The organism is Bradyrhizobium sp. CER78, assembly GCF_029846235.1.
Lineage (GTDB): Bacteria > Pseudomonadota > Alphaproteobacteria > Rhizobiales > Xanthobacteraceae > Bradyrhizobium.
In genome coordinates this window covers 24,927-34,778 of sequence record NZ_JARVWP010000034.1, presented here as the reverse complement: position 1 = coordinate 34,778, position 9,852 = coordinate 24,927, and the positions used below count along the sequence as shown (strand labels likewise).

General features: G+C 63.2%; 11 protein-coding genes. 4 read left to right on the top strand and 7 right to left on the bottom strand.

Annotation, left to right across the window (positions count from 1 at the left end):
• The first annotated feature begins 114 nt into the window (after positions 1–114).
• Entirely contained in the window at positions 115–822 is a 708-nt protein-coding gene (locus QDT69_RS36730) for a L,D-transpeptidase (RefSeq protein WP_279711340.1), read from the top strand.
• A gap of 251 nt (positions 823–1,073) precedes the next feature.
• Here the strand turns inward: QDT69_RS36730 and QDT69_RS36725 are convergent, their stop codons facing one another.
• The 7 genes from QDT69_RS36725 to pqqA form a co-directional block, all read right to left on the bottom strand.
• Entirely contained in the window at positions 1,074–2,372 is a 1,299-nt protein-coding gene (locus QDT69_RS36725) for an adenylate/guanylate cyclase domain-containing protein (RefSeq protein WP_279711339.1), read from the bottom strand.
• A 192-nt stretch (positions 2,373–2,564) separates the two neighbouring features.
• Positions 2,565–3,536, bottom strand: coding sequence for a prolyl aminopeptidase (gene pip / locus QDT69_RS36720; RefSeq protein ID WP_279711338.1), 972 nt, complete (start codon positions 3,534–3,536; stop codon positions 2,565–2,567).
• Positions 3,526–4,746, bottom strand: a complete 1,221-nt coding sequence (pqqE, locus tag QDT69_RS36715; protein WP_279711337.1) for a pyrroloquinoline quinone biosynthesis protein PqqE — start codon at positions 4,744–4,746, stop codon at positions 3,526–3,528. Before pqqE ends, pip begins: the two co-directional genes overlap by 11 nt.
• Positions 4,743–5,051, bottom strand: a complete 309-nt coding sequence (gene pqqD, locus QDT69_RS36710; protein WP_279711336.1) for a pyrroloquinoline quinone biosynthesis peptide chaperone PqqD — start codon at positions 5,049–5,051, stop codon at positions 4,743–4,745. Before pqqD ends, pqqE begins: the two co-directional genes overlap by 4 nt.
• A gap of 111 nt (positions 5,052–5,162) precedes the next feature.
• Entirely contained in the window at positions 5,163–5,918 is a 756-nt protein-coding gene (pqqC, locus tag QDT69_RS36705; protein WP_279711342.1) for a pyrroloquinoline-quinone synthase PqqC, read from the bottom strand.
• Between the two features lie 20 nt (positions 5,919–5,938).
• A complete protein-coding gene (gene pqqB, locus QDT69_RS36700; RefSeq protein WP_279711335.1) occupies positions 5,939–6,868 on the bottom strand; it encodes a pyrroloquinoline quinone biosynthesis protein PqqB in 930 nt (309 codons plus the stop codon).
• 158 nt (positions 6,869–7,026) lie between these two features.
• Complete coding sequence (gene pqqA, locus QDT69_RS36695) at positions 7,027–7,107, bottom strand: pyrroloquinoline quinone precursor peptide PqqA (RefSeq protein ID WP_035635412.1); 81 nt, start codon at positions 7,105–7,107, stop codon at positions 7,027–7,029.
• A gap of 323 nt (positions 7,108–7,430) precedes the next feature.
• Here pqqA and QDT69_RS36690 point away from each other — a divergent pair, with 323 nt between their 5' ends.
• From QDT69_RS36690 to QDT69_RS36680, 3 genes are all read left to right on the top strand, one after another.
• The gene (locus QDT69_RS36690) at positions 7,431–7,688 is read left to right on the top strand and encodes a hypothetical protein (protein WP_016839844.1); all 258 of its coding nucleotides are present in this window, start codon (positions 7,431–7,433) and stop codon (positions 7,686–7,688) included.
• 204 nt (positions 7,689–7,892) lie between these two features.
• On the top strand, positions 7,893–9,167 hold the full coding sequence (locus QDT69_RS36685) for a PQQ-dependent sugar dehydrogenase (protein ID WP_279711334.1): 1,275 nt from the start codon (positions 7,893–7,895) through the stop codon (positions 9,165–9,167).
• Between the two features lie 112 nt (positions 9,168–9,279).
• On the top strand, positions 9,280–9,849 hold the full coding sequence (locus QDT69_RS36680) for a c-type cytochrome (RefSeq protein ID WP_279711333.1): 570 nt from the start codon (positions 9,280–9,282) through the stop codon (positions 9,847–9,849).
• Positions 9,850–9,852 lie beyond the last annotated feature (3 nt).

Here is a 9,852-nt window from a genome sequence, read left to right as displayed (position 1 = left end):
GCGTTCGTCAAGGAGATTTTCGACCCCGGCTGACGAAGAACTTTTTCTCCACCTTCCTGCGGTATGCCAAAGTCTGCTCCGGGCGTATGACGGGACAAGGGGAAATCCGAAATCATGTTGATGGACCGTGGAATTGCCGACGCCGGCGCGACGGGTGAGGGGGCTCTGCCCGGTCATCGCTCGCGGCTTGTCGACCGCCGGGCGTTTCTGTTCGGCTCCGCTGCCGGTCTCGCCGCGCTTAGCCTGGCTGGTTGCGCGTCCGACTACATGAGCCTGGCCGAGGCGGAGAAGGTCTACGGGCCCGTGCCCGACGAGAAATTCCCGATCCCTGCGGTCGATGTCCGCAAGGTCGATCCGAAATATTTTCGCAAGACAGTGAAGTACGACAGCAATGAGGCGCCCGGTACGATCATCGTCGATCCCAGCAAGTACTATGTCTACCGCGTTGAAGGTGAGGGAAACGCGACCCGCTATGGCGCCAATGTCGGCCGCGATGGGTTCCGGTGGAGCGGGGAGGCTTATGTCGGCCGCAAAGCCGAATGGCCGACCTGGACGCCACCCAAGGAGATGATCGCGCGCCAGCCGGAGGCGGGCAAATATGCTCGCGGCATGCCGGGAGGTCTCGACAATCCACTCGGTGCCCGCGTGCTCTACCTCTATCAAAATGGGGTGTACACGCTTTACACGATCTATAGCACCAGCGACCCCGAAACGATCGGGAACGGCATTACGAGCGGCTGTACCGGCCTCCTCAGCCAGGACATGCTTGACCTCTATTCGCGAACGCCCGTCAAAACGAAGGTGATCGTGCTGCCGGCATAGGCAACCGCGTCGGCCGCCGGTCCAGGCGCCGCCAACAGCTCTCCGAGAATTCCGCCGGCTTGACTACGCCGCCTAGAGCACGCGGCTTACATTGGCGTCGCGACGAAATCCGGTCAAAAGCAACTCATCTCGATCGGGGAGATTGCTCCGCTTTACATCAACAAGCCGACGTTCCGATGGTCAGGGCGAACTTCGCTTATGGGCCACTTCCGGACTCTGCAAGAAGGTAGTGATCGAGGTTGTCGCCGGCCTCAGCTTGAGGCTGCGTAGAGCTCCATTGCGTCCTGGAGCCCCTTGAACGAATGCGCACCTCGGTCGCTGAAGTGCAAGCCAGAGCCCGCGACCAGGTCCTTCACGGTTCGTGACACAAGAATTTCACCTGCCGAAGCTGCTGCAGAGATACGGGCGGCAATGTGGACCGCAATACCTTGCACGTCCCTGTCTCCGATCTCGATCTCGCCGGTATGCAGACCGCAGCGGACGTCAATACCCAGAGAGCGGATAGCCTCGGCGATCGCGCAAGCACATCGGACCGCGCGTGCGGGCCCGTCGAAAGTGGCGAGAAATCCATCTCCGAGCGACTTGACCTCGCTGCCCCGGTAGCGCGCGAGTTCACGTCTTACCGCCGCGTGATGCGCGTCGAGCAGATCAAGCCAGCGTCGGTCGCCGATCTGCTCCGCGCGCGCAGTCGAGCCTACAATGTCCGTAAACAGGACGGTCGCGAGCACGCGATGGCTCTCAGCTCCCGAGACGGATCCGGTAAGAAACTCCTCGATGCATTCGACGATCTTTTCGTGAATAAAGAAGAGGTGATCCTGCCCAGGTAGTTCAATCAATTGCGCGCCGGAGATGTTTTGCGCAAATAAATGTCCGCTCTCGATGGGGATAAGCGTGTCCTCCTTGCAGTGGATGACCAATGTCGGCACCCGAATGGAGGACAAAACATCGCTGACATCTGTTTCGGTGGCCATCCGCACCACCGCCGTGACCGCCGCAGGGCTCCCACCCAGCCGCTCGAACCGTCCCCACCATTGCAGCATAGCGGGGTCGGTCTGGCGGGATGGCGCAAACCACGGCAAGCTGAGGCCGTTTCCCCAGGCCCGATCGATATATTTGAAGAGCGGCTTAAGAGCTTCTGTTGTGATCGGGCAACGTGCAAAGGCCCCGTAGAGCACAAGCCGCTGGCATCGCTGAGGGTAAGTTGCAGCGAACAACGCAGCCAACGCACCACCTTCCGACACGCCCAGCACTGCCGCACTTTCACAGCCAGCCGCGTCCATGACAGCGCGGACATCGTCCATACGAAGATCTAATGGCGGTATTTCGCGCACAGGATCTGAGAGTCCCGTGCCCCGCTTGTCGAACATTATCACGCGCGCGAAACGCCCCAGACCAAGCAGCCATCGAGCCGTATCGGGATGCTCCCAGTAATTCTCGATGTGGGAAATAAAACCGGGCACGAACACCAGGTTGGTCGTCCCGTTGCCAAACACCTGGTAGGCGATGTGCACATCGCCGCTCTTGGCGTAGCGTGTTACTGGCACCAACATCGCAATCTCCGACGTTCCGGCCGATACGAGGGGCCAGAGTACCGCAACGCGGTTTTTGTGAGAAGACCGGCTTCCTGACTTGCGCAGCTTTCCCAGGACCGCATTGGGTCAATTGCGTCGATCTTGCCGATGCTCGGTGGGGGCCGTTTTACCCTTGTCAGCCGACACGCGGAAGAATGCCGGGTGCCCGTGTCACTGTCTTGCCGCCAGATCCGCGATCGACTTCATCACCGCGTTGCGGATGCCGGGATCGTAGAGGATGTGGCCCGCCCCATCGACGATGCGGACCTCGCTGCCCGGCCAGCGCGCGGCGAGTGCGTGCGATGTCGCGGACGGGCACAGCAGATCGTAGCGGCCCTGCACCAGGATGCCGGGAATCCCGGCGAGCTTGCCGGCCTCGTTCATCAGCTGGCGCGGCCGCATGAAGCAATCGTTGGCGAAGTAGTGCGCCTCCATGAACGGCGTCGAGGGCAGGGCGCCTGAGGCCTTGAGATCGAGCCGCGTCTGCTTCGGGGTGTGCTCCGACAGCACGCGTTCGGTGTCGTGCCAGGCCCGTGCGGCCGGCGCATGCACGGCGGCGTCGGGATCGAGGATGCGGCGGTAATAGGCCGCAAGCGGCGCCGCACGCTCATCCTCGGGCAGGAAGTTCAGGAAATCTTCCGAGAGATCGGGATAGAAGCGCGGCAAGGCGCGCAGGAAGACGTCCTCCAGCTCCTCGGCCGTGCCGAGGAATGTCGCGCGCAGCGCAAGGCCGCTGACGCGCTCGGGGTGGGCCTCTGCATAGGCCAGCGCCAGCGTCGCGCCCCAGGAGCCGCCGGCCACCATCCAGCGCGCAAAGCCGAAGCGTTCGCGGATCTTCTCCATGTCGGCGATCAGATGCTGCGTCGTGTTGTGGTCGCGGCTGCCCTTCGGCCGGCTGCGGCCGCAGCCGCGCTGGTCGAACAGCACGGCGTGGAAGCGCTCGGGATCGAACAGCCGGCGATGATCCGGCTGGCACCCGCCGCCCGGGCCGCCATGCAGATAGACCGCCGGGATGCCGCCTTCGCGCCCGACGCTCTCGACGTGCAGGTTGTGGCCGTCGCCGACATCGAGCCATTCCGACGTCAGCGGAGCAAAGGGATCGGATCGCCTGGCAGCCTTGCCGGCGTCGGCATCAGGCGCCATGAGGTCTTTCCTGGTGGTCGTCCGCTTCCAGCGTGCCGCCGGCGAAGTTGCGGTACAGGAAACGGTTCTGCGAGCCGGCGGATTCCCGCTCGGCCTGCTTGAAGATCTCCTCATGCCGCGGTGACAGCGCGCAGGCCGGGTCGGTATTCCCGGCATCGCCGGTCAGCGCAAAGGCCTGGCAACGGCAGCCGCCGTAGTCGACCTCGCGGAATTCGCAGGATTTGCACGGCTCCGGCATCCAGCCGGTGCCGCGATAGCGGTTGAAGGCTTCCGAGTTCTGCCAGATCCAGGCGATCGAATGGTTCGAGCGCACCGATAAGAATTCGAGCCCGGTGATGCTTTCGGCGGCGTGACACGGCAGCACCTTGCCGGCCGGCGAGATATTGAAGAACTGGCGGCCCCAGCCGCCCATGCATTTCTTCGGCCGCAGCGCGTAATAGTCCGGCACGACATAGTCGATCGCGAGCGTGCCCTTCAGGCGCACTTGTGCTTCCTCGACGATGCGGCTGGTCTCCTCGATCTGCTCGATCGTCGGCATCAGCGCGGCGCGGTTCTTCAGCGCCCAGCCGTAATACTGCACGTTGGCGACCTCGAGCCGGTCGGCGTCGAGGTCAACCGCCATCTGGATAATGTCGGGCAGCTGATGCAGGTTCTGCCTGTGCATCACCGCATTCACCGTGAGCGGCATGTCGAGCTCGCGCGTCCATTTCGCGACTTCGAGCTTTTTCCTGTGCGCGTCCTTCAGGCCCGCAACGCGGTCGGCGACGTTGGGCTCGTTGCCCTGAAAACTGATCTGCACATGGCTGAGGCCGGCATCGGCCAGCGCCGACAGCTTGTCCTTGGTCAGCAGCACGGCCGAGGTGATCAGGTTGGAATAGAGCCCGACATCGGTCGCGTGCTGCACCAGCTCGACAATGTCCTTGCGCGCGGTCGGCTCGCCGCCGGAGAAATGGATCTGCAGCACGCCGAGCTCGGCCAGCTCGCTCAGCACCTTCTTCCACTCGTCGGTGGTCAGCTCGGTCGAGCCGCGGTCGAGCTCGACCGGGTTGGAGCAATAGGGGCATTGCAGCGGGCAGCGGTGGGTGACCTCGAGCAGCACCGCGAGTGGGATGCCGTAGGTCTCGGCCGCCGAGCGCGTTTGCTCGAGCACCGCGAGCCCGTCGGTCGGGCGTGCGGTCGTCGTCTTGTTGCCGGCGAGCGTGTCACTCATGCTGTGCTCTCGCGCGCTTCGGTGAGAAAGCCCTTGTCGGCGAGGTCCTGCAGCATCGCGATCACGTCGGTCGCGATCGCCTCGCGCGGGGCGGCGTATTTCTCCGCGAGCTGGTCGACCATCGCTGCGACGCTGCGGACGCCGTCGCAGAGTTGCAGCACCTCGACCGCGATCTCGTCCGGCGCCAGCACGCGCTCCGGCGCCAGGATCACCCAGACCTGCCGCGTCTCGTCGAATTTCAGCTTGGTGTGGCGCGGCAGTTTCGGCCGGCTGGTCTCGCTGACGCTGATGTTGCGGCTGGCCATGATGTTGTCTCTAAAGCGCGATGAGATTGAGTTGAATCGTCATCGCACTTTAGCTCCTTGTTTGAGCATGATCCTCTCGGAAAACCGCTTCGCACTTTTCCGGATCATGCTCTAACCTGTCTTCGGCACGAAGGCGCCGGGCGGAATGTGGCCGTCGACATAGGCGTGGTAGAGCGCGTCGAGCTGCACCCACAGCACGTTGGTCTTGAAGATCAGCGCGTTGCACACTGCCTCGCGCTCGGCCGGCGTCCTGGCATGCTGCTTGACGTAGTCGAGCGCAAAGCCGGCGTCGCGCGGCGCCTGGGTCAGGCGGCGGCTGAAATAGCTCATGATGTCGGGGTTGACGAAGTCGTAATGCTTCAGCATCCCCGAGATGCGCTCCTCATGCAGGTTCGGCGCGAACAATTCGGTGAGCGAGGAGGCGATCGCCTCCAGCGGCGTGCGGTCGCGGCAGAAATGCACATAGGCTTCCACGGCAAAGCGGGTCGCCGGCAGGATGCCTTCGGTGGACTCCACATAGGCGGTGTCGAGGCCGAGCCCTTCGGTCAGCTTCAGCCAGCGCTCGATGCCGCCTTCATTGCCGAGATCGCCGTCATGATCCTCGATGCGGTGGCGCCATTCGATCCGTGTGTTGCGGTCGCGGAAGCGCGAGATCACCATCGCGTCCTTCAGCGGGATCGTGCTCTGGTAGTAATAGCGGTTGAGCGCCCAGGCCTGGACCTGGCCCTTGTTGAGCTTGCCGCCATGCAGCAGGCGGTGGAACGGGTGCAGGCTGTGATAGCGCGTCGCACCGATGGTACGCAGCGTCGCCTCCATCTCCTCGGCAGTTTCGAGCGTGATGCCCTTGCCGATCGAGAGCGCGGTCATTCCAGAGGTAGGCACCACATTCACAGCACGATCTCCGTTCCGTCGGAGGGAATCTGCCAGCCCGCCTGTTCGGCCGCCTTGCGCTCGGCCGAGGTCCCAAGCAGCGCCGGGTTGGAGTTGTTGATATGCAAAAACACTTTTCGTCCGATGTCGAGCCCGGCGAGGCTTGCGATCGCGCCCTGATCGCCCGACATCGCGATATGTCCCATGCCCTGGCCGGTCTTGTTGCCGAGCCCCGCCGCAATCAACTCGTCGTCGCGCCACACCGTGCCGTCGAAGAACACCAAGGGCGCGCCCTTGAGCCGTGCCTTCAGGTCGTCGGTCACACGGGCGCAGGCGGCCAGGAAGTAGAAATATTTGCCGCTTTGCTTGTCCGCAATACGCAGGCCGAGCGTATCGCCGACACCGTCGGCGCCCGCCGGATGCGCCTTGCCCTCGAGATACCATGCGCCCTTGCCGGGAACCTCGAACGGCAGGACCTCGAGCCCCGACGGCGATCCGTCGGGCAGGGCCGGTTCGAAGGCCTTGTCGACCGCGATCGGCAGCCGGGCGACGTTCTTTTCGCTCAGCACGTTGAAGATGCTGTTCGAGCGCAGGATCGCCAGCACCCGCTCATGGGCGTAGATCGCGAACGGCGAGCCCTCGCGCATCGACAGCAGCCCGGTGACGGCATCGATCTCGCCGTTGGTGAGGATGACGCCGGCGATCGGGCTGTGGCGCAGCGCGCCGGGCTTCGGATGCAGTTGCGGCGTTGCGATCAGCTGCTGACGGAGATCCGGGGAGGCGTTGACCAGGAACCAGTGCACGCCATCGCCGCTGACGGCGATCGAGGCTTGCGTGCTCTGCAATTCGGGATGGTCGCTTCGTGCCGTTCTGCACACGGCACAGCCGCAGTTCCACTGCGGAACGCCGCCACCCGCCGCGGCACCCAGGACGACGACACGAAGCATGATCCGTCCCCTGGAGACGTTGAACGTGGATCCAACGTGGACCCCAAAAACGTTACGAGGTGGACTCCGGCTTTGGAACACACCCCCGTGCTCGGGAGCGCGTTACGCCCGGATGTCCACCTGCGCTAAACCGCTAAACGTGTATAGGGCGCTGCCGCTTACTTGCGGGTGGCGCACATATACATGTTGATTTCCATGCCGACCGACACTTCGACGATCTTCGGTGCTTTCCAGGCCATTTGGCTCTCCTTGTTGCAACCGGACGAACTTTCCGCCCTGCAGGTAAACTACTGTGGTTGAAAAAGTTCGCCACTTAAATTTTTCGCTAGGCGCCCTGCGGAACGGCATGCTGCACTGCAGAAGGCAAATCCGGCCCACTCACAAATTTGTGCGCGCGTTTCCCGTCAAAACCCGGTGCCATCAGACCTTTTTCCTGTTGTTCGCCACACGGTGAATGGTGATCTTGGACTAAGAGACAGGGCCAGATGATCCTCCGAAGGTCCTGATGACGATTCTGTGCTTCCCCGTCACGGGAAGCGACTAACCGAGCCGAGTTCAGCCGATGCCACGCTATTTCTTCAATACCCGTATCGGCGACGAGCTGATCTCCGATCCCGACGGCGAAATCCTGCGCGACCCGGATCGCGCGTGGGAGATGGCGCGGGCGATGATTCGCGAACTGCTCAAGACCGAAGGCGCCGACGGCGCGCTGCTCAGCGCGGTCATCGAGGTGACCGACGACGAGGGCGAGATCGTGCTGGAGTTTCCCTTCACCGAGGCGATCCTCGATCGCCCGGACCGCTCCATGACAAGGCACTGAGCCAAGGCACTGACGAGCGCGGACACGGCCGCGCGGTCACAACGATGCGTTGGACCGTGGTCACAACCATGCGTTGGACGATGTCAGCATGTTTCCGATTGCATTTGTCCGGACAAATTCGCAAGACTATGAACGGAAAGCCTGATGGCGCCGATCGACGTTAATGGCGCGATGAACAAAGGCTTCCACCCAGGGGAGATCATCATGAAAAAACACTCGTTCGCACCGCGCAGCCTTCTGCTGGCGGGGGCCATGCTGGGCGCGTTCACGCTCTCTGCTGCAGCGCAGCAGCCGGCCGCTGCGCCCGCCGCAGGTGCAGCCCCGGCCGCTCAGCCGCTGGCGCCGGGCTCGCCTTTGATCGGACGTCCGGACAGTGAAGCTGCCGCCAAGCTCGCGCCGGTGGCGCCGCCGCCTCTGCCGTCAGCGCCCGACAAGCTGCCGCTCGCCAAGCTCAAGGTGCCGGCCGGCTTCAATGTCGAGGTTTATGCCGCCGGCATGGCCAATGCGCGCTCGCTGGCGCTCGGCGACAAGGGCACCGTGTTCGTCGGCAGCCGGCTCGTCGACAAGGTCTATGCCATCGTCAACAAGGACGGCAAGCGCTCGGTCAAGGTGATCGCCTCCGGCCTCTATCGTCCGAACGGCGTCGCCTTCAAGGACGGCACGCTCTACATCGCCGAGCTCTCGAAGGTCTCCAAGATCGACAAGATCGAGGACAATCTGGACAACCCGCCGAAGCCGACGGTCATCTACGACAAGCTGCCGAAGGACGAGGCGCATGGCTGGAAGTTCATCGCCATCGGTCCCGACAACAAGCTCTATGTTCCGGTCGGCCAGCCCGGCAACAACGTGCTGCATGATGCCGACCACGGCCAGATCCGCCGCATGAATCTCGATGGCTCCGGCGCCGAGGTCTACGCGCTCGGCGTCCGCAACTCGGTCGGCTTCGACTGGAATCCCGAGACCAAGCAGATGTACTTCACCGACAATGGCCGCGACTGGCTGTCGGAGACGGTGCCGGAAGACGAGCTCAACCGCGTCACCAAGGCGGGCGAGGATTTCGGCGCGCCGTTCTGCTACCAGGGCAACATCATCGACCAGGAGCTCGGCTGGGGCAAGAACTGCAAGGACTACACGCCGCCGGTCGGCCTGATGGGCCCGCATACGGCGTCGCTCGGCATGCGCTTCTACACCGGAAGCCAGTTCCCGAAGACCTACAAGAACGTGATCTTCGTCGCGCGCCACGGCTCCTGGAACAAGTCGCAGAAGCAGGGCGGTGACGTCGTCGTCGTGAGGCTGAACAAGGACGGCACCGTGAAGTCGGTCGAGCCGTTCATGACCGGCTTCCTCGAGGACAACAAGTATGTCGGCCGTCCGGTCGACGTGATGCTGCTGAAGGACGGCTCGCTGCTGGTCTCCGACGACTGGAACGGCGCGGTCTATCGCGTCAGCTACGGCAAGCCGAAGGTCGCCAATCAGTAACAATCAACAACGTCATTCCGGGCTGGTGCGTCAGCACCAGACCCGGAATCTCGAGATTCCGGGTTCGATGCTCCGCATCGCCCCGGAATGACAGAAATGCCGGGAGTGGCCAATGCGTAAGATAATGATCGCCTCGCTTGTATTGGCCTCCATCAGCTTCTCCGCCAATGCCGAGACCATCCAGGAACGTGCCGCGGCGTGCTTTGCCTGCCACGGCGAGCACGGCACGTCGGAAACCGAGAACACGCCCTCGCTCGGCGGCCAGCAGGCGCCCTATGCGCTGATCCAGCTGTTCATGTTTCGCGAGAAGCTCAGGGTATTCGACCCGATGAACGAGATGGCGAAATCGATGACCGACGACGATTTGCGCAGCTTCTCGGATTTCATCGCCACCTTGCCGAAGCCGACGCCGCCCACTGACGCCGGCGACCCCGCGCAGATGGCAAAGGGCCAGGCGCTGGCGCAGCAGAACCGCTGCAACAGCTGCCACAACACCGATTTCTCCGGCAAGGACAACGTCCCCCGCATCGCCAATCAGCGCGAGGACTACCTCGCCAAGACGCTGGCCGAATACAAGGACAACAGCCGCCACGGCTACGACGCCACCATGGCGGACGTGATGCAGACGGTCACCAAGGAGCAGATCGGCGACCTTGCCTATTACGTCGCGCATTTCCGCTAACCG